Genomic DNA, 17,724 nt, shown 5'->3' with positions numbered 1-17,724 from the left:
GCGCCCTTACTGCGGCGCCGACTTCAACAACTGCGCGCTCAGCTGCCGGTACTTGAGCAGCGCCACCTGGTCGCCCTGCGCCGCCGCAGCCGCGTAGTACGCGCGAGCGATATTGATGTTCTTCGGCACACCGTCGCCGCCGCGTTCGTAAAACGAGCCGGTCACGTACTGCGCCGTCATGTCGCCGCCCTCGGCGGCCTTCTTGTACCAGTAGAACGCCTGCCGGTTATCGCGCGCCGTGCCGCGTCCGTCCAGGAACTGGTTCGCCAGCGCCAGCTCGGCCTGAATATGGCCCTGCTTCGCCGCCTTCAGGAACCACTGGTGCGCCTCGGTGGGGTTCTTCTCCACGAAGTCGCCATCGTCGTACATCTTTCCGTAGACGTACTGCGCGTGCGACATGTTCGCGTCGGCGGCCTTGCGCAGCCACTTGCGACCCTCGCCGATGTCGGTCGCGCCGCCCTCGCCATTGAGCAGCATCATCGCGTAGTCGAATTCCGCGAGCCGGTTGCCGCGCGCCGCCGCCGCGCTGAACTCGCCGCGCGCGACAGTCAGGTTGCCCGCGTTGTAATCGGCGACGCCGGAAGCGGTCTGCGGATCGGCGTCCGCGCGCGACGCCTTCTGGTCCGCGGTTCCGGCCGAACTTGCCGCCTTGTTCGTGGGCTCGTTCGTGGTCTGATTAGCGGCCTGATTAGCGGCCTGATTAGCGGCCTCATTCGTGGCCGCACTCGCCGCCGAACCTGAACCGGCAGCCGCGGCCGCGAAGCACACCGCCGCGGCCGTCGCGGCAAGGCCGCCCGCCGCCGCTTGCATGAACGCCATCATTGCCCTGCGCTTCACGATCTCGCCTCCTGCAGCGCCTGACGCGTTGCCCGCACGAGCCAGATCACGTCGGCGGCGAGCGCGATGAAGCTGAAACCCATCTCGCGATACTGCTTTGCCTGCGCCGAGTCCATGGCGAAGATGCCCGCCGACACGCCCGCGCTGCGCGCCGCCGCAATGATGCGCGCCATCGCGGCCTGCACGTCCGGATGCTTCGAGTCGCCGAGATGGCCGAGGCTCGCGGCCAGGTCGGCGGGGCCCACGAACAGGCAATCCACGCCCGGCACCGCGGCAATCTGCTCGACCTCCGCAAGCGCCGACGCCGACTCGATCTGCACGATCGTCGCGATCTGCCCGTTCGCGCCGTGCAGATAGTCGCGCCGCATGCCATAAGCGGCCGCGCGCACCACGCCCGCCACGCCGCGCCGCCCTTCGGGGGTCTGCTCGCCCGGATATTGCGTGTAGCTCACGGCGCGGGCCGCTTCCTCGGCCGAACCGATATTGGGAAACATCACCGTGCGCGCGCCCGCGTCGAGCACACGCTTGACGAGCCACCCTTCGCTCGTGGGTAGGCGCACCACAGGCTCCGTCGGCAGGTGAGCCGCCGCGATCGCGCGCAGTTGGGCAACGGTGTCGGCGCTGTCGTTCGGCGCGTGCTCCATGTCGATCAGCAGCCAGTCGAAACCGGCGTGCGCGAGCGCCTCCGCGGCGGTCTCGCTGCCCATCGAGAGCCACAGGCCGTAAAGCGGCCCCGCTTCCTTGAGGCGTTCCTTGAGGGGATTGGTGAAGGTGCTCATCGCCGTGCTCCCGGCGAGCCCGTCCGGCCCATGCGGCGCGCGCACCCCTGGGCGCCCGGCGGCGGTGTGACCGGCATGTCTCGCTCCGTTATGTAGTCTGGCTGCGCGCGTGGATGCGCGGCCTTGCCGCAAGGATCATACCGCGACAATAAATCGGGGCGCCGGGCGGAAAACCCGGGCGGGGGCGCGTGAGCCTCAGTCGCGGACGACTTCGGCCCAGCAGTTCGGCGTTTCGTAGAGGCGCACCTTGTGCAGCTGCAGATTGACCCCGTAATGGGCGTCGTAGACGTTCGCGAGAATTTCGAACGCGATGGCCGCGAGATTCTCGACAGTCGGGATACGGTCGATCACGACCGTCTTGTGGCCCGGCATCGATTCGAGAAAGCCGCGCACCTGCGTGTCGCCTTCATAGACGATGAACGCGTGATCCCACAGATCGACGAGATGCTGGTTCGCGAGCGCCTTCACGTCCGCGAAGTCCATCACCATGCCGCGGTCGGGCGCACCTTCGGTCTCGACGGTGTCGCCTTGCAGCGTGACTTCCAGCACATAGCGATGGCCGTGCAGGTTGCGGCACTGGCTGCGGTGGTCGGGAATGCGGTGGCCCGCGTCGAATTCGAGTTTTCGGGTAATCGTCAGCACGGCGCTCTAGCGGTAAACGCGGTAAAAAGCGGGAAAATTCAGGGAATGTTCAGGTACTTGTGGGTTTGCATCGAGAGGCGCCACTGCGGATGACGCTTGCACCAGTCGATGGCGAGCTTCGTGTTCAGGTCGCGCGACGGACCATCCATCGGCTGGACGAGAAAATACTCGAAATCGAGCTTCGCGTAGTCGGCGAGGCGCTGGTTGTCCTGCGGCACCACAACCTTCAGCTCGTTGCCCTTCGTGACGACGAGCGGCGCATCGGCCTTCGGGCTCACGCAGATCCAGTCGATCGTTTCCAGAACCGGCAGCGATCCGTTCGTTTCGATGGCGATCGTGAAGCCGGCCGCGTGCAGCGCGTCGACGAACGGCGGATCGATCTGCAGCATCGGTTCGCCGCCCGTGCACACCACGAAGCGGCTGCCTTCGCCCTCGGGCCACAGCGACGCGATCTTCGCGACGAGCTCCTCGGGCGTGCGGTACTTGCCGCCGTTCTCGCCATCGGTGCCGACGAAATCGGTATCGCAGAAGCGGCACACGGCCGAAGCGCGATCCTCTTCCCGGCCCGTCCACAGGTTGCAGCCGGCAAACCGGCAAAACACGGCCGGACGCCCGGCGTTCGCGCCTTCGCCCTGCAACGTGTAGAAAACTTCCTTTACCGAGTAAGTCATGCTGCTGCCTGATCTGATCCTGGTCGTCTGGTCCTGGTTGGCCCGGGTCGTGCCCCCGCGCAAAAATTAGGCGCCCGGCGGGTCTGCCGCGCGCGGGCCGCACGCTTGTGCGGCCACCGCTCGTTCATTCGCTCAAGCCGGCGCTTCGGTGACCTTCTCGCCCGCGAGGAACGCTTCGTAGCCGCGCTTGCGCAACTTGCAAGCCGGGCACTCGCCGCAGCCGAAGCCCCACTCGTGCAGCTCGGCGCGCTCGCCCACGTAGCAGGTGTGCGTCTCGACGCGCACCAGTTCGACCAGTTCGTCGCCGCCCAATTGCTGCGCGAGGCGCCAGGTGTCGGCCTTGTCGAGCCACATGAGCGGCGTTTCCAGCACGAAGCGGCTGTCCATGCCGAGGTTCAGCGCGACCTGCAGCGCCTTCATGGTGTCGTCGCGGCAGTCGGGGTAGCCCGAGAAGTCGGTTTCGCACATGCCGCCGACGAGAACCTTCAGCCCGCGCCGATAGGCGATCGCCGCGGCGATCTGCATGAACATCAGGTTGCGGCCCGGCACGAACGTATTCGGCAGCCCGCTCGCGGCGGTCTCGATCTCGATCTCGCGCGTCATGGCGGTGTCGCTGATCGCGCCGAGCACCGAGAGATCGATCATGTGGTCGTCGCCGAGGCGCTCGCCCCACTCGGGAAAGCCGTTCGCGATGGCGGCGCGAAAGCCCTCACGGCACTCCAGTTCGACGCGATGGCGCTGGCCGTAATCGAAGCCGAGCGTCTCGACGGTATCGTAACGATCGAGCGCCCACGCGAGGCAAGTGGCCGAGTCCTGGCCGCCGGAAAACAGCACGAGCGCGCCGTTTTTAGCGTCTGTTCGAGTCACCGTGAAACTCCGTATATGAGGTTCCCGTGCGGTTTCGCGAAGGCCGCCCAACGGCACATCGGGCTCGCGCGGGACCGGCGCGTTGCCGGCAACGGCAGTATAGGCCGCAGGCCTCGCGCGGGTGATCGGCGCACGCTTATACCGCTGATCGTCGCGCCGACGGTGCCCTCTCGCGCCCCCTGGCGCCCGGTGCCGGCATAGCAGGCGCCAACGCCCACAGAACAACGAAAAAGCCCCAGGAATCGTGCGATCTCCTGGGGCTCAAATTCTGGTGGCCTGGGGCGGAATCGAACCACCGACACGCGGATTTTCAATCCGCTGCTCTACCAACTGAGCTACCGGGCCAACGAAGAAGAGAGATTATAGTGGGTCATAGCGAACCACGCAAGCCCTTTATTCGCCCTTGCTCTTGCCGAGGTCCACGCCGAGCTGCTTGAGCTTGCGATACAGGTGCGTGCGCTCGAGCCCGGTTTTCTCCGCCACTCGCGTCATGCTCCCGTTCTCGCGCGCGAGGTGGTACTCGAAATAGGCGCGCTCGAACGCATCGCGCGCATCGCGCAGCGGGATGTCGAACGAAATCGAGGCCGTCTGCGCCGGCGGCGCGACGCTCGCCGCGCCGTCGGCCGCGATCACCGGCAACGCCGCCGCGGAAGCGACAGCCGCGGGACCGGCCGCTGCCGGGCCGGCCGCTTCGCGCGCAACCGGTGTCGCCGTGCCGCGCGCGAGCCCCTGCTCGACGGCCTTCAGCAGCTTCTGCAGTGCGATCGGTTTTTCGAGGAAATTCAGCGCGCCGATCTTCGTCGCCTCGACGGCGGTGTCGATCGTCGCGTGCCCCGACATCATGATGACCGGCATGGTCAGTTGCCCCTGCGCCGCCCATTCCTTGAGCAGCGTGACGCCATCGGTATCCGGCATCCAGATATCGAGCAGCACCAGGTCCGGCACCTGACGCAGGCGAAAATCGCGCGCCTCCTGCGCGTCCTCCGCGAGCTCCACGACGTGCCCTTCGTCGCTCAGGATCTCCGAGAGCAGTTCCCGGATACCCATTTCATCGTCTACCACCAGGATGGTTGCCATTTACGCTGCCCTTGTCTGCACTGTTGCTTGTGTTCCCCGCTCCCCCGCATGCGCGCCGCGCTCGCCCGGGGGAGGCGTCGCGGCGTCGTCGGCCAACTGGAGAAAGAGAATCGAGATCTGCGCGCCTTCGATCGCATCGCCCGCCTTCATGCGGTTGCGGATATCGATGCGCGCACCGTGCTCGTCGACGATCTTCTTGACCATCGCAAGCCCGAGTCCTGTTCCTTTGGCTTTGGTCGTTACGTAGGGTTCGAACGCACGCGTCAGGATACGCGCCGGAAAGCCCGGGCCGTTGTCCGAGATCGTGAGACGCACCGCCAGATGCGTGCGGCCGGTCGCGTCCGGGTCACCGTATTCTACGGCGCGCGTTTCGAGCACGACATGCGGGCTCGGCGTATCGGCCACCGCATCCTGCGCGTTCTGCAGCAGGTTGTGGATCACCTGGCGCAGTTGCGTCGCGTCGCCGCGTATCACCGGCAACGCCGAAAGCTCCACCTTGATCGCGCTCTTGCCCTCTTCCGCGCCGTAGAGCGTCAGCACTTCGCTCACGAGCTCGTTCAGCTGCAGATTGGCGAGCACCGCCGGCGGCGTGCGCGCATAGTCGCGGAAATCGTCCACCATCTGCTTCATCGCCGCGACCTGGTTCACGATCGTCGTCGCGCCGCGCTTGAGCACTTCGGCGTCGGCGGGTGCGAGCTTGTCGGTGAGCTTCATCTGCAGGCGCTCCGCCGAAAGCTGGATCGGCGTGAGCGGGTTCTTGATCTCGTGCGCGAGACGCCGCGCCACTTCGCCCCATGCTACCGAACGCTGCGCCGAAATCACGTCGGAGATGTCGTCGAACACCACGACGTAGCCCGAGGTCTGCATGTCGCCGGCGTCACGGCCCGTGTCGGACACCAGACGCGCGCCGCGCACGAGCAGCGTGAGCGGATCGGCTTCGCCGGGAATGGGCACCGAGAACTGCTGCTGCCAGTGGCCGCGCCGCTTGTCCGTGTCGCTGCTCGCGGCCTCCTGGTCGGCAAAGGCCTTGCGCACCATCGCGCCGAATTCCGCGAGCACGGCGATGTGATCGAGCGCCACGCCAAGCTGCGATTCGAACTGCTGACGGAAGATGCGCTCCGCGCCGGGGTTCGCCGTGGTGAGACGAAACTGGCGGTCGAACACGAACACGCCCGCCGTGAGGTTCGTGAGAATGCTCTCGAGGTAGGCCTTCGAATGCTCGAGCGCGACGCGGTTCTTCTCGACCGCGAGGCGCGCGTCGGCAAGCTGACGTGTCATCGCATTGAAAGACTGCGTGAGGAAGCCGAGTTCGTCGCGCGACTTGATCTCGCGCTTGGGCGTGTAGTCGCCCTCGGTCACTTCCTTCGTGCCCTGCGCGAGCAGGAAGAGCGGCCGCGCGAGCTGGTTGCCGAGCGCAAGCGCCAGCATCATCGCCACGAAGGTCGCGAGAAAGAGCGCAAGCGTGAGCGTGCCGATGTACATCTTGCGCAGGCCCGTGCGTCCAAGCGACTTCTCCTGGTACTCGCGATACGCGCGCTGCACCGCGTCCGCGTTGCGCGCGAGCCCGGCGGGCACCGGCTGCTCCAGTTGCAGGAAGCGCTCGGTCGGCTGCAGGTCGGTGGTGTTCGCATCGGGAATGCGCGTGACGACGCGCAGCCGCAGCGCGCCCTTCGGCCCGAGCTCGTGGGGATCGCCGTCCACCTCGCCCTCTATCGCCGCATAGCCGTGTCCGCGCGCCTGATCGATCATGAGCTGGGTCGGCATGTCGGCGGGCATCAGCGACGAAAAATTGCTCGACGCCTGCGCCACCACATGCATCTCCGGCGTTGCGCCCGACATGCTGCGCACGGGCGCGACGATCATCGCGTCCTGCACGCCGAACTGGTCGCGCGTGCGCAGGAGCGTGAGCGTGGTGCCGGCCGAGTCGGCGCTCGAAATCTGCTCGGCCATCAGGCGCGCCTTGGTCTGCAGGTCCGAGAGCGACGCGTCGAGCATGCCGCGGCCGAGATTCAGCCCGGACGTGAGCGCGGTCTCGATGTTCACGTCGAACCACGACTCGATCGAGCGCGAAACGAACTGGTACGAAACGATATAGATGATGCCGCCCGGCACCACACCCACGAGCGCGAAGAAGAACGCCAGCTTGGCCAATAGCCGCGTGCCGAACTTTCCCCGCCTCAGGCGCACGACGATCACGATCACGAGCGCCGTCACCACCGAAAGGAAGATCAGCGCGACGACGATGTTGGCCGCGTAGAGCCAGCCGTAGTAGCGGTCGAAGAACTCGGTGTTCGCGCTCGCCGCGGCGAGCAGCACGAGCAGCAGCGTCGCCGTGAAGGCGACGGTGGACACGAGCAGCCTGACGACGATGCTGCTGACGCTGGTGGCGCGGCGCACTTTATTTAGCACGTTCGGTCACCGTGAAGTTGAAGCGCTTCCAGTCGGAGGCGAGATTCCAGTCGCGGTTGTTGACCGCGTCGATCTGGAACGGCTTGGGCATGAGTGCGACATCCAGTTGCATGCGCACCGAAGCGGTATAGGTTTCGCCGGGACGCACGTCGGTGCGGTCGATCACGTGCCACGAAGTGACGTGCTTGATGACGGCGAGCGCTTCACCCAGCGTCGAGAAGCCGAGCTGCAGGCCGCCGCTCGAGACGCGATATTCGCGCGTGAGCGGCTGAAACGACAGGCGGATGCTTTGCGACACGCTGACAGGTTGCTCGTCGAACCAGTACCAGCGCGCTCGCGTGAGCTCGAAGTCGGTGGTGAAGTAGAGCGGAATACCCTTGTTGACCGCGTCTTCCAGGCTGCTGTTGAGGTCGAAGTCGAAGCGGGCGTCGAGGCTCCAGCCGTTGCCGTCGGCCTCCAGCGACGCGCGCTGCACCGAGATCGAATCGGCGCGCGCCGGCGTCGCGGCGATGAAGCCGGCGACCAGCGCGATCCAGATCAGGGCCGCGAGCCGCAGCGGGAAGAAGCGTTTGATGATCACCGTTTCTGAAAGCGCGCGTAGAAGAATCCGTCGTGATCGGCGGTGCGAACGGCAACGGTGCGAGCTTCCGCCTCGTTGCCGGCCGCAAGTGGCCGCGCCTCGCTGGCTGCGCCGCTCTTGGCCCCCCCGGGCTGCGCGCCATCGGCCGCGGGCAGCAGTTGCCCCGGCGCGTCCAATCGTACCGCATCCGCATGGGTGCTTTCAAACCGGCGCGCCTGCGCCTCGCCCTCCTCGGGAAAGATCGAGCAGGTCACGTAGAGCAATTCGCCGCCCGGCTTCAGGAGCGCCCATAGCGCATCGACAATGCGGCGCTGGGTTTGCGCCAGCGCCGCGATATCGCCGTGGCGGCGCAGCCAGCGGATGTCGGGATGACGGCGCACGATGCCCGAGGCCGAGCACGGCACGTCCGCGAGAATGCGGTCGAACGGCTGGCCGCCGCACTGGGGATACCACGCGGCGGGGTCGCCCGCGTCGCCGACCACCACCTGCGCGCGCCGCGCGGGATGCGCCGGGTCGGGTTGCGCGAAACCAAGACGCTCGAAGTTTTCGCCGATGCGCGCAGCACGCGCGGCATCGCTTTCGAGCGCAACCAGATCGATATCCGCAAGCTCGAGCAGGTGGCCGCTCTTGCCGCCAGGCGCGGCGCAGGCGTCGAGCACGCGCATGCCGTCGCGGACGTTGAGCAACGGCGCGGCGATCTGCGCGCCGGCGTCCTGCACGGAAACGTCGCCGGCGAGGAAACCCGGAATGCGATCGACAGGCAACGGCGCCGCAAGGCGCACGGCGTGCTCGCCGATCTGCGCTGCCTCGATGTGCTCAGCCTCCAGACGCTTCACGTAGTCGGCGGCGCTCGTGCGGCGCGCATTCGCGCGCAGCGTGAGCGGGCCCTGCGTGTTGCCGGCGGCGAGTATCGCCTGCCATGCGTCGGGCCACGCGGCGCGCGCGGCGTCGATCCACCAGCGCGGATAGTTCCAGCGCGCCACCTCGTCGCTCTGGGCGGAGGCGAGCAACGCCTCGCGCTCGCGCAAAAAACCGCGCAGCACCGCGTTGACGAGCCCCTTCGCGAAAGCGATGTCGCGGCGTGCGCTCACCGCACGCACCGCCTGGTCGACAACGGTAAATGGGGTATAAGCGGCATTCACCTCGTCGTCGACGAGCAGCGCAAGCGCACACGCCAGCAGGTTCGTGACCGGCGGCGGGGGCGCCTTGCTCACCCGCTGACGGATCAGCCAGTCGACCAGACCGAGACGGCGCATCGTCCGGTAGGCGATGTCCTGGACGGCCCCGCGTGCAAGCGATGCGAAATCGGCGGGCAGCGCGGCAAAGGCGCTCGCCAGTGCGGCAGGCAGCGCTGCGCCGGCGCGCACGGCGCCAACCGCCTGCGCAGCCTGGTCGAGCGCGAAACCGAGCGAATCGGGGGGCAGACGCACGGCCATGGCGGGCTTGTGTGCCGGCTGGGCAGCACGATGGCCGCGTGACGGGCCTGAAGAGCGCCGGGAGGAACTGGATGTCATGGAAAAACCGGAAGCCGGCCGCAAGCATCGCGGCGCAAACGATGCATTGTAGCGTGGCGTAGGCGCAACGCCTGCAATGCTCCGGAACGCCATGCAGTCCTCGCGCAAACAAGAAGGGCAGGCACACGGCCCGCCCTTTCGCTGCGATGGAGAGCGACGCGAACTTAGTCGAAGCGCCCCGTGCGGGCCATTTCCATGAGACGCGCGATGCGCTCTTCCGTGGCCGGGTGGGTCGAGAACAGGTTCTGGATGCCGCCGCCGGAGAGCGGGTTCATGATCATCATCTGCGCGGTGGCGGGATGCTCTTCGGCCGCCGGGAACGGAATACCCTGCGCGTAGCGATGGATCTTGTCGAGCGCCGACGCAAGCGCCTGCGGATCGCCCGAGATCTGCGCGCCGCCGCGGTCCGCCTCGAATTCGCGCGCCCGCGAAATCGCCATCTGGATCAGCGCGCCCGCAATCGGGGCAAGCAACGCGACGGCGATGCTCGCGATCGGGTTGGCCGGCCGGCCGTTCTCGTCGCGGCCGCCGAAGAACATCGCGAAGTTCGCGAGCGCCGAAATCGCGCCGGCCATCGTGGCAGAGATGGTCGAAATGAGGATGTCGCGGTGCTTCACGTGCGCGAGTTCGTGCGCCATGACGCCGCGCATCTCGCGCTCGGAGAGAACCCGCAGGATGCCGGTGGTGGCCGCAACGGCCGCGTGCTCGGGATCGCGGCCCGTGGCGAACGCGTTGGGTGCGTCTTCGTTGATGAGGTAGACGCGCGGCATCGGGAGATTCGCGCGCGTGGCCAGTTCGCGCACCATACGGTAGAACTGCGGCGCCGTGGTCTCGTCCACTTCCTGCGCGTTGTACATGCGCAGGACCATCTTGTCGGAGAACCAGTACGAGAAGAAGTTCATGGCAAGCGCGATCACGAGCGCGAGCATCATCCCGCGCTGCCCGCCGATCATGCCGCCGATCACGATAAAGAGGGCCGTAATCGCGGCCATCAACATCGCGGTTTTGACCCAGTTGAACATGTGATGGGCTCCTTCACCCAGATGGGCTTCAAATCGTTGGACGCCCACCGGGAAAAAGCGGCGAGCGTAGTGAAAGCGATTTGTTAGATATGGGCGAGTGCGAAAAATTCAACTTCAACGTGTTGCGGTGGCGAGCTTCACGCCAAGACCGACGAACGCCGTGCCGACCGTACGGTCGAGCCACTTCTTGACACCGGGCTTGCCCGAGAAACGCCGCGTGACGCTGCCGGCGATCCAGGCAACGAAGCTGTTCCAGACCGTGCTCATCAGCACGAACACGACGCCCAGCGCGAGGAACGCGAGCGCCTTGTGAGAACTCTCCGTGCTCACGAACTGCGGAAAGAACGACACGAAGAACAGCACGACCTTGGGGTTGAGCACGTTGGTCCAGAAGCCCTGCAGGAAGAGCTGGCGCAGCGGACGCGGAGCCGCGGCGGCGCGAGACGGCGCGGCCTTGGCCGCTTCGGTAGCCTCGGCCGACCGGCGTTCCGCTTTCGCGAAGACCAGCCGCGTACCCAGATAGACGAGGTAGATCGCGCCGACGAACTTGACGACGGTAAACGCCGTGGCGGACGCCGCCAGCAGCGCAGTGAGACCGAATGCGCAGGCGAGCGCATGCACGCAGCATCCAGCCGAGATGCCGAGCGCGGAAATAAGACCGGCGCTGCGCCCTTGCGCGACGCTGCGGCCGACGATGTAAGCGGTATCCGGGCCCGGCGTCACGTTCAACAAAAAGACCGCGACGCAGAAAAAGCCGAAATGGGTGATGCCGAGCATGACGTTCTCAGGAAATACGAATCAGGCGAGTCGATTCTAACGCGCCTCGCATCGCGGGCGGGATCTGCCGAACGGACGACTGGCGAGCGCGGGTGCGGTCGTTCAGACTGCCGGTGTGTCCGGGAGTTCGAAGCGCTGGCCCGCGGCGAGCGGCAGGCCCGCCAGAAACTCGCGCGCCGGCAAACGCTTGCCGCCGGGCTTCTGCAGTTGCGTAACGCGCAGCGCACCCTCGCCGCATGCGACCACGACACCGGCGGGCGTAGCGTCCAGAATCTGGCCCGGCACGGCGCCCGCAGGAAGATGCACGCCGTCGGCCGGCTCGGCGGCCCACAGCTTGAGCTGCGAGCCGTCCAGCGTCGCGGCGCCGCCCGGAAACGGATCGAATGCGCGGATCTGACGTGCGAGCACAAGCGCCGGGCGGCGCCAGTCAAGCTGCGCCTCCTGCTTGCCGATTTTTTCGGCGTAGGTCGCGCCCTCGGCCGGCTGCGGCGTCGCGGGCAGCGCGCCGGTGCGCTCGAGCCCGGCCAGCGCCTCCACGATCATCTGCGCACCCAGCTGCGCGAGACGGTCGTGCAACGTGGCCGTCGTATCGGCAAGCGCGATCGGCGTACGCGCTTCGACGATCATCGGGCCGGTGTCGAGACCCGCATCCATCTGCATCAGCGTAATGCCGGTCTCGGCGTCGCCCGCTTCGATCGCGCGGTGGATCGGCGCCGCGCCCCGCCAGCGCGGCAAGAGCGATCCATGAATGTTGATGCAGCCGTGCGGCGGGATATCGAGGACTTCCTGCGGCAAGATCAGGCCATAGGCCGCCACGACCATGACGTCGTGCGGCGTCGCGCGCAGCAAGTCCAGCGCGGCGGCCGCCTCTTCGGGATACTTGCCCGCGCGGCGCAGCGACGTCGGCTGAGCGACGGCCAGGCCGTGCTCCTGCGCGTAGCGCTTGACCGGGCTCGCCTGCAGCTTCATTCCGCGTCCGGCCGGGCGGTCGGGCTGGGTCAGCACGAGCGGCACCGGGAAGCCCGCCTCATGGATCGCCGCGAGCGCCGCGGCGGCGAATTCCGGTGTGCCGGCAAAGATGACGCGAAGGGAGTGGCTCATGAGCGCTCGGAAAACCAGTCGATGAAGGAAACAACGCAGTGGCGCAAAAGCGGGCGTGAAGGTGAGCCCAAGCGCGTCACATCGCGCGTTCGAGCTTCTTCATCTTGCTCTTGATGCGCGTCTGCTTGAGCGACGAGAGGTATTCGACGAAAACCCGGCCCATCAGGTGATCCATCTCGTGCTGGATGCACACGGCGAGCAGGCCTTCGCAGTCGACTTCGTAAGTCTCGCCCTTCTCGTTCTGCGCGCGCACGCGCACTTTTTCCGCGCGCTCGACGTTGTCGTAGATGCCCGGCACCGAGAGGCAACCCTCTTCGTTGAGCTTGCGCTCGTCGCTCGACCAGACGATCTCCGGGTTGATGAACACGCGCAATTCCTCGTGCGTATCGGAGACGTCGATCACCACGACGCGCTCGTGCACATCCACCTGGGTCGCCGCAAGGCCGACGCCGGGTGCGGCATACATCGTTTCGGCCATGTCGGCCACGAGCTTGCGGATGCGGTCGTCGAAGACCTCGACCGGCTTTGCAATCTTGTGCAGACGCTTGTCCGGGTAATGAAGGATGTTCAGTAGAGCCATGATTTGACGGAGTTTCTCGGGGCGCCGGGAGCCGTGGGCATTGCGCAGATTAGCCGTTCGGCCGGCTTGTCGGACTGCCGCAGGATAGCGACGATAGTCGGACGATACGGCCGGATTCAACGCGCCGCCCGCCCCGCCGGCCCTGTGCCGACTGCCAATGTCTACGCAACGCCTGGGGAGGCGCCGCTCTGTATTTCGGATGGTGAAAATTTTATCACGACGGGTTGCAATGCGCCCGACGCTGGAGTTCCTGTCATGCTCGCCACCTTGCCGGCCACCGCGGACGAACGGGCCGCCTGGCTGCGCCTCGCTACAGCGCGCGGCCTGAAACCGGCAGCGCTGCGCGTGCTGCTCGGCGCCTTCGGATTGCCGCAAAACGTGCTTGCGCAGCCATTCGCCGCCCTCGCCGCCGCGGCCGGCGCCGAGGCGGCACGCGCAGCGCTTGCGCCCGCAGCGCCAGATTTTGCCGCCCAACTCGACGCGCTGGAGGCATGGTGTGCCGCGTCCGGCAACACGCTGCTCACGCTCGCTGACCCGGCCTACCCGCCGCGGCTCTTCAGCACGCCCGATCCGCCGCCGCTCCTCTACGTTCAAGGCCGCGTCTCGCTGCTGCATGAGCGCGGCATTGCCGTGGTCGGCAGCCGCAGCGCCACGCCGCCAGCACTCGAAGACGCCGCGCGCTTCGGGCGCGCATTCGCCGCCGCGGGCCTCGCGGTCGTGTCCGGGCTGGCACTCGGCGTAGACGGCGCGGCGCATCGGGGTGCACTCGACGAATCCGGCGCAACCGTGGCGGTCGTCGGCACCGGAATCGACCTCGTGTATCCAACCGCGCACCGCGCGCTCGCCGCGCGAATTGCCGAGCACGGCGCGATCGTCTCCGAATGGCCGCTCGGCACGCCCGCGCGCTCCGCGAACTTTCCGCAGCGCAACCGCGTGATCGCAGCGCTAGTCGAGGGCGTTCTGGTCGTGGAGGCCGCCATGCGCTCGGGCTCGCTCATCACCGCCCGGCTCGCCAACGAAATGGGGCGCGACGTCTTTGCGCTGCCGGGATCGATACACGCGCCGCTCACCCGCGGCTGCCATCGGTTGATCAAGCAAGGCGCTCAGCTCGTCGAGACACCGGAGGAGGTGCTTGAGTCGCTCGGTGCATCGCATCCGGTGTTTCGACCCGCCGCGCGTCCAAAACCCGCCGCCCGCAACGGCCCAGATGCGCCACATCGGTTGGCTTTACCGGTGAGTGCCCCGGCGCCGGTCGCGGTTGCCGAGGCTCCGTCGGCGCCACGCGAAACCGAACGGCCCGCGAACCTCGGCCCCGAAGCCACGCGGCTGCTCGATGCCCTCGGCCACGCGCCGGCCACGCTTGAAATCCTGGCGCAGCGCACCGACATGGCCGAAGCGGCGCTGCAGGCCGTTCTGCTGCGCCTGGAGCTGGCCGGCTACCTCAACGCCCTGCCCGGCGGGTGGTTCGTGAGAGCGACACCTCGCTAGTGCCGGCGTGTTACATTCGCGCCAAATGCAACGCCTCTATATAAGAGTAAGCAAGGAACGACCATGCCCGCGCTAGACCTCGACACCGACGGCGACCGGATTGCCGGCCGCTTAGCCGATCACGACACGCTGTTCGTGGCGTGCCTGTGCGCGCAGTGGTGCGGCACGTGCCGTGACTATCGGGCTACATTCGACCGCATCGCCGACGCGCATCCGGACATGTGCTTCGCCTGGATCGACATCGAGACCCATGCCGACCGTTTCGACGATCTCGACGTGGAGAACTTCCCGACCATCCTGATCGAAGACGGGGCCGCCACCCGCTTTTTTGGCACGGTATTGCCGCATGGCGCCGTGGTCGAGCGGATGCTGGCCGACCTGAGCGCGCTGCCGGGCGTAAAGGATGCGCCCAAGCTCCGCCCGACGCTTGCCGAGGCGTAGGCGCAGCGGCGCTTGTTCCAGTAACGCAACATAAACAGCAGCCCCGAGCCGATCATCCAACCCCAGCGGGACCCGTGCTTGCAGGCCGGCTTGCGGCGCCCTTATGATTGGGCGCCGCGCGCCGCGAGGGCCAGATGAGCAGCAGAAACGAAAATCGCCGCCGGCGCGCCTTGTGCTATAAAGCGGTCGAGAACAGCCGCCAACCCGGATTACCCACTTACACCAGTCATGTCCAAAGCTCTGATCATCGCCGAGAAGCCGTCCGTCGCGAACGACATCGCGCGCGCGCTGGGCGGGTTTACCAAGCATGACGAGTACTACGAAAGCGACGACTACGTCCTTTCGTCGGCGGTCGGCCATCTGCTGGAAATCGCCGCGCCCGAAGAATACGAGGTCAAGCGAGGCAAATGGAGCTTCGCGCATCTGCCCGTTATCCCGCCCCATTTCGACCTGAACCCGATCGCCAAGAGCGAGTCGCGGCTCAAGGTGCTCACGAAGCTGATGAAGCGCAAGGATGTCGAACGCCTCATCAACGCATGCGACGCGGGGCGCGAGGGCGAACTGATCTTCCGCCTGATCGCGCAGCACGCGAAGGCCAAACAGCCGGTCCAGCGCCTGTGGCTGCAGTCGATGACGCCCGCCGCAATCCGCGACGGCTTCGCGAATCTGCGCAGCGACGACGACATGCTGCCGCTCGCCGACGCCGCACGCTGCCGCTCCGAAGCCGACTGGCTCGTGGGCATCAACGGCACGCGCGCGATGACCGCGTTCAACAGCAAGGGCGGCGGCTTCTTCCTGACCACCGTAGGGCGCGTTCAGACGCCAACGCTGTCGATCGTCGTCGAACGTGAGGAGAAAATCCGCCGTTTCGTCCCGCGCGACTACTGGGAAGTGCGCGCCGAGTTCGTCTGCGCGGGCGGCTTCTACGAAGGCCGCTGGTACGACCCGAAATTCAAGAAAGACGAATTCGATCCGGAAAAGCGCGACTCGCGCCTCTGGAGCCTCCCGGCCGCTGAAACCATCGTGGCGGCCTGCCACGGCCGCGAAGGCACCGTTACCGAGGAATCCAAGCCGTCCACGCAGCTTTCGCCCGCGCTCTTCGACCTGACGAGCCTGCAGCGCGAAGCCAACGGCCGCTTCGGCTTCTCGGCCAAGAACACGCTCGGCCTCGCCCAGGCGCTGTACGAAAAGCACAAGGTGCTCACCTACCCGCGTACCGACGCGCGCGCGCTGCCCGAAGACTATATGGACACGGTCAAGCACACGCTCGAGATGCTCAAGGAGAGCAACAATTACCTGCCGCACGCAAAGCAGGTGCTCGACAAGGGCTGGGTGAAGCCGAACAAGCGCATCTTCGACAACTCGAAGATCAGCGATCACTTCGCCATCATCCCGACGCTGCAGGCACCGAAGTCGCTCTCCGAGCCGGAGCAGAAGCTCTACGACCTCGTCGTGAAGCGCTTCCTCGCCGTATTCTTCCCGGCGGCCGAATACCGCGTCACGACGCGCATTACCGAAGTCGCGGGTCATCACTTCAAGACCGAGGGCAAGGTGCTGGTCGAACCGGGCTGGCTGCAGGTGTACGGCCGCGACGCGGGTGGCGACGATGCCAACCTCGTACCCGTGCAGAAGAACGAGAAGGTTAAAACCGACAAGATCGCGGCGCACCAGCTCGTCACCAAGCCGCCCGCGCGCTACAACGAAGCCACGCTGCTCTCGGCCATGGAAGGCGCCGGCAAGCTCGTCGACGACGAAGAGCTGCGCGAGGCGATGGCCGCGAAGGGTCTTGGCACGCCGGCCACGCGCGCCGCGATCATCGAAGGGCTGCTCGGCGAAAAGTATCTCGTGCGCGAAGGCCGCGACCTGATCCCGACCGCCAAGGCGTTCCAGCTGATGACGCTGCTGCGCGGCCTCGGCGTGGAAGAACTCACCGCGCCGGAACTGACCGGCGAATGGGAGTACAAGCTTTCGCAGATGGAACGCGGCAAGCTTCCGCGCGATGCGTTCATGCAGGAAATCGCCCGCATGACGCAGACCATCGTGAAGCGCGCGAAGGAGTACGACTCCGACACCATTCCGGGCGACTATGCGACGCTGGAAACGCCGTGTCCGAACTGCGGTGGTCAGGTGAAGGAGAATTACCGCCGCTTCGCATGCACGAAGTGCGAGTTTTCGATTTCCAAGATCCCGGGTGGCCGCCAGTTCGAGATTCCCGAGGTCGAAGAGCTGTTGCAGAACAAGACGATTGGACCGCTGTCGGGCTTCCGCAGCAAGATGGGTCGTCCGTTCTCGGCCATCCTCAAACTCTCGTTCGACGACGAAACGAAGAACTACAAGCTCGAATTCGATTTCGGCCAGGATCAGGGCGGCGAAGACGGCGAAGCGCCGGACTTTTCGGCGCAGGAAGCCGTGGGCGCCTGCCCGAAGTGCGGCGGCCGCGTATTCGAGCACGGCATGAGCTACGTCTGCGAGCATTCGGTAGCCAATCCGAAAACCTGCGACTTCCGTTCGGGCAAGGTGATCCTCCAGCAGGAGATCGCGCGCGAGCAGATGGCGAAGCTGCTCGAGGAAGGCCGCACGGACCTGCTGACGAACTTCAAGTCGTCGCGCACGGGACGCAACTTCAAGGCGTTCCTCGTCAAGCAGAGCGACGGCAAGATCGGCTTCGAATTCGAGAAGAAGGAGCCGGGGGCGAAGACGGCGGCAAAGGGCGCGGCGCGCAAGACCGCTGCGTCGGCCTCCGCAGAGGCGCCGGAAGCCGCCAACGACGAAGCCGAGGAAAACGCCAAGCCGCCCGCCCGCAAGACGGCGGCGCGCAAAACCGCCGCCCGCAAGACCCCGGCCAGAAAGACCGGCTCGTAAAGTTGAGAGTGCGCGCTACGCCTTGCCGTCCAGGCGGGCGCTCGCCGCATTGATGCAAAAGGCGGCAAAAGACGGCA

The 17,724-nt window shown here is 66.5% G+C and carries 16 protein-coding genes and 1 tRNA gene; 3 read left to right on the top strand and 14 right to left on the bottom strand.

Annotated features, from left to right (window positions below):
• Positions 1-6: 6 nt before the first annotated feature.
• The 14 genes from BAC01S_RS30030 to def all read right to left on the bottom strand — a co-directional run bounded on the left by BAC01S_RS30030 (position 7) and on the right by def (position 12,856).
• The gene (locus BAC01S_RS30030; RefSeq protein WP_245616473.1) at positions 7-837 is read right to left on the bottom strand and encodes a tetratricopeptide repeat protein; all 831 of its coding nucleotides are present in this window, start codon (positions 835-837) and stop codon (positions 7-9) included.
• On the bottom strand, positions 834-1,616 hold the full coding sequence (locus BAC01S_RS01790; RefSeq protein ID WP_027793219.1) for an HpcH/HpaI aldolase family protein: 783 nt from the start codon (positions 1,614-1,616) through the stop codon (positions 834-836). Before BAC01S_RS01790 ends, BAC01S_RS30030 begins: the two co-directional genes overlap by 4 nt.
• Before the next feature lie 195 nt (positions 1,617-1,811).
• Positions 1,812-2,255: a 6-carboxytetrahydropterin synthase QueD gene (queD, locus tag BAC01S_RS01785; RefSeq protein ID WP_027793218.1), complete on the bottom strand. Its 444-nt coding sequence runs from the start codon at positions 2,253-2,255 to the stop codon at positions 1,812-1,814.
• Positions 2,256-2,296: 41 nt separating this feature from the next.
• Positions 2,297-2,929 (bottom strand): 7-carboxy-7-deazaguanine synthase, encoded by a 633-nt coding sequence (queE, locus tag BAC01S_RS01780; RefSeq protein WP_027793217.1) that lies wholly within the window; start codon positions 2,927-2,929, stop codon positions 2,297-2,299.
• Between the two features lie 132 nt (positions 2,930-3,061).
• On the bottom strand, positions 3,062-3,796 hold the full coding sequence (gene queC / locus BAC01S_RS01775) for a 7-cyano-7-deazaguanine synthase QueC (protein WP_027793216.1): 735 nt from the start codon (positions 3,794-3,796) through the stop codon (positions 3,062-3,064).
• 269 nt (positions 3,797-4,065) lie between these two features.
• Positions 4,066-4,141 (bottom strand) — tRNA-Phe (locus tag BAC01S_RS01770).
• Positions 4,142-4,189: 48 nt separating this feature from the next.
• Complete coding sequence (gene esaR / locus BAC01S_RS01765) at positions 4,190-4,873, bottom strand: response regulator transcription factor EsaR (RefSeq protein ID WP_027793215.1); 684 nt, start codon at positions 4,871-4,873, stop codon at positions 4,190-4,192.
• Positions 4,874-7,282 (bottom strand): sensor histidine kinase, encoded by a 2,409-nt coding sequence (locus tag BAC01S_RS01760; protein WP_027793214.1) that lies wholly within the window; start codon positions 7,280-7,282, stop codon positions 4,874-4,876. It lies immediately after the preceding gene.
• Complete coding sequence (locus BAC01S_RS01755) at positions 7,272-7,862, bottom strand: DUF4390 domain-containing protein (protein WP_027793363.1); 591 nt, start codon at positions 7,860-7,862, stop codon at positions 7,272-7,274. Before BAC01S_RS01755 ends, BAC01S_RS01760 begins: the two co-directional genes overlap by 11 nt.
• Positions 7,859-9,376, bottom strand: a complete 1,518-nt coding sequence (gene rsmB, locus BAC01S_RS01750; protein WP_043200808.1) for a 16S rRNA (cytosine(967)-C(5))-methyltransferase RsmB — start codon at positions 9,374-9,376, stop codon at positions 7,859-7,861. Before rsmB ends, BAC01S_RS01755 begins: the two co-directional genes overlap by 4 nt.
• A 164-nt stretch (positions 9,377-9,540) precedes the next feature.
• Positions 9,541-10,398, bottom strand: a complete 858-nt coding sequence (gene htpX, locus BAC01S_RS01745; RefSeq protein ID WP_027793212.1) for a zinc metalloprotease HtpX — start codon at positions 10,396-10,398, stop codon at positions 9,541-9,543.
• Positions 10,399-10,512: 114 nt separating this feature from the next.
• Positions 10,513-11,175, bottom strand: coding sequence for a LysE family translocator (locus BAC01S_RS01740; protein WP_027793211.1), 663 nt, complete (start codon positions 11,173-11,175; stop codon positions 10,513-10,515).
• A 102-nt stretch (positions 11,176-11,277) separates the two neighbouring features.
• Positions 11,278-12,276, bottom strand: coding sequence for a methionyl-tRNA formyltransferase (fmt, locus tag BAC01S_RS01735; RefSeq protein ID WP_027793210.1), 999 nt, complete (start codon positions 12,274-12,276; stop codon positions 11,278-11,280).
• 76 nt (positions 12,277-12,352) lie between these two features.
• A complete protein-coding gene (gene def, locus BAC01S_RS01730) occupies positions 12,353-12,856 on the bottom strand; it encodes a peptide deformylase (RefSeq protein ID WP_027793209.1) in 504 nt (167 codons plus the stop codon).
• A 255-nt stretch (positions 12,857-13,111) separates the two neighbouring features.
• Here def and dprA point away from each other — a divergent pair, with 255 nt between their 5' ends.
• The 3 genes from dprA (at position 13,112) to BAC01S_RS01715 (ending at position 17,647) form a co-directional block, all read left to right on the top strand.
• On the top strand, positions 13,112-14,344 hold the full coding sequence (gene dprA, locus BAC01S_RS01725) for a DNA-processing protein DprA (RefSeq protein WP_027793208.1): 1,233 nt from the start codon (positions 13,112-13,114) through the stop codon (positions 14,342-14,344).
• Positions 14,345-14,407: 63 nt separating this feature from the next.
• Positions 14,408-14,785, top strand: coding sequence for a thioredoxin family protein (locus tag BAC01S_RS01720; protein WP_027793207.1), 378 nt, complete (start codon positions 14,408-14,410; stop codon positions 14,783-14,785).
• 228 nt (positions 14,786-15,013) lie between these two features.
• Complete coding sequence (locus BAC01S_RS01715) at positions 15,014-17,647, top strand: DNA topoisomerase III (RefSeq protein WP_027793206.1); 2,634 nt, start codon at positions 15,014-15,016, stop codon at positions 17,645-17,647.
• Positions 17,648-17,724 lie beyond the last annotated feature (77 nt).

Origin of the sequence: Paraburkholderia acidipaludis NBRC 101816, assembly GCF_000684975.1 — a bacterium.
Lineage (GTDB): Bacteria > Pseudomonadota > Gammaproteobacteria > Burkholderiales > Burkholderiaceae > Paraburkholderia > Paraburkholderia acidipaludis.
This window is presented reverse-complemented; position numbering and strand designations above follow the sequence as displayed.

Bases quoted from the DNA above. Each gene is read 5' to 3' on its own strand.
- fmt (WP_027793210.1), bottom strand. From the start codon at position 12,276: ATGAGCCACTCCCTTCGCGTCATCTTTGCCGGCACACCGGAATTCGCC.
- BAC01S_RS01790 (WP_027793219.1), bottom strand. From the start codon at position 1,616: ATGAGCACCTTCACCAATCCCCTCAAGGAACGCCTCAAGGAAGCGGGG.
- BAC01S_RS01720 (WP_027793207.1), top strand. From the start codon at position 14,408: ATGCCCGCGCTAGACCTCGACACCGACGGCGACCGGATTGCCGGCCGC.
- BAC01S_RS01740 (WP_027793211.1), bottom strand. From the start codon at position 11,175: ATGCTCGGCATCACCCATTTCGGCTTTTTCTGCGTCGCGGTCTTTTTG.
- esaR (WP_027793215.1), bottom strand. From the start codon at position 4,873: ATGGCAACCATCCTGGTGGTAGACGATGAAATGGGTATCCGGGAACTG.
- def (WP_027793209.1), bottom strand. From the start codon at position 12,856: ATGGCTCTACTGAACATCCTTCATTACCCGGACAAGCGTCTGCACAAG.
- rsmB (WP_043200808.1), bottom strand. From the start codon at position 9,376: ATGACATCCAGTTCCTCCCGGCGCTCTTCAGGCCCGTCACGCGGCCAT.
- queE (WP_027793217.1), bottom strand. From the start codon at position 2,929: ATGACTTACTCGGTAAAGGAAGTTTTCTACACGTTGCAGGGCGAAGGC.
- htpX (WP_027793212.1), bottom strand. From the start codon at position 10,398: ATGTTCAACTGGGTCAAAACCGCGATGTTGATGGCCGCGATTACGGCC.
- BAC01S_RS01715 (WP_027793206.1), top strand. From the start codon at position 15,014: ATGTCCAAAGCTCTGATCATCGCCGAGAAGCCGTCCGTCGCGAACGAC.
- dprA (WP_027793208.1), top strand. From the start codon at position 13,112: ATGCTCGCCACCTTGCCGGCCACCGCGGACGAACGGGCCGCCTGGCTG.